Annotated in this window: 2 tRNA genes; both read right to left on the bottom strand. The window is 47.1% G+C overall.

Annotated features, from left to right (window positions below):
* Window positions 1-74, bottom strand: a tRNA-Ile gene (locus tag G9F74_RS29735).
* Between the two features lie 10 nt (window positions 75-84).
* A tRNA-Gly gene (locus tag G9F74_RS29740) sits at window positions 85-155 on the bottom strand.
* Between the last annotated feature and the right edge of the window lie 87 nt (window positions 156-242).

Consider the following 242-nt stretch of genomic DNA (forward strand, 5'->3'; position numbering starts at 1 on the left):
TGGGCCTAAATGGACTCGAACCATCGACCTCACGCTTATCAGGCGTGCGCTCTAACCAGCTGAGCTATAGGCCCATAATTAAAAAGCGGGTGAAGAGAATCGAACTCTCGACCAGAGCTTGGAAGGCTCTTGTTTTACCACTAAACTACACCCGCATTAAATTGTAAATGGTGAGCCATGAAGGATTCGAACCTTCGACCCTCTGATTAAAAGTCAGATGCTCTACCAACTGAGCTAATGGC

Source organism: Bacillus sp. EKM202B, assembly GCF_011066025.1.
Classification (GTDB): Bacteria; Bacillota; Bacilli; order Bacillales; family Bacillaceae_G; genus Bacillus_A; species Bacillus_A toyonensis.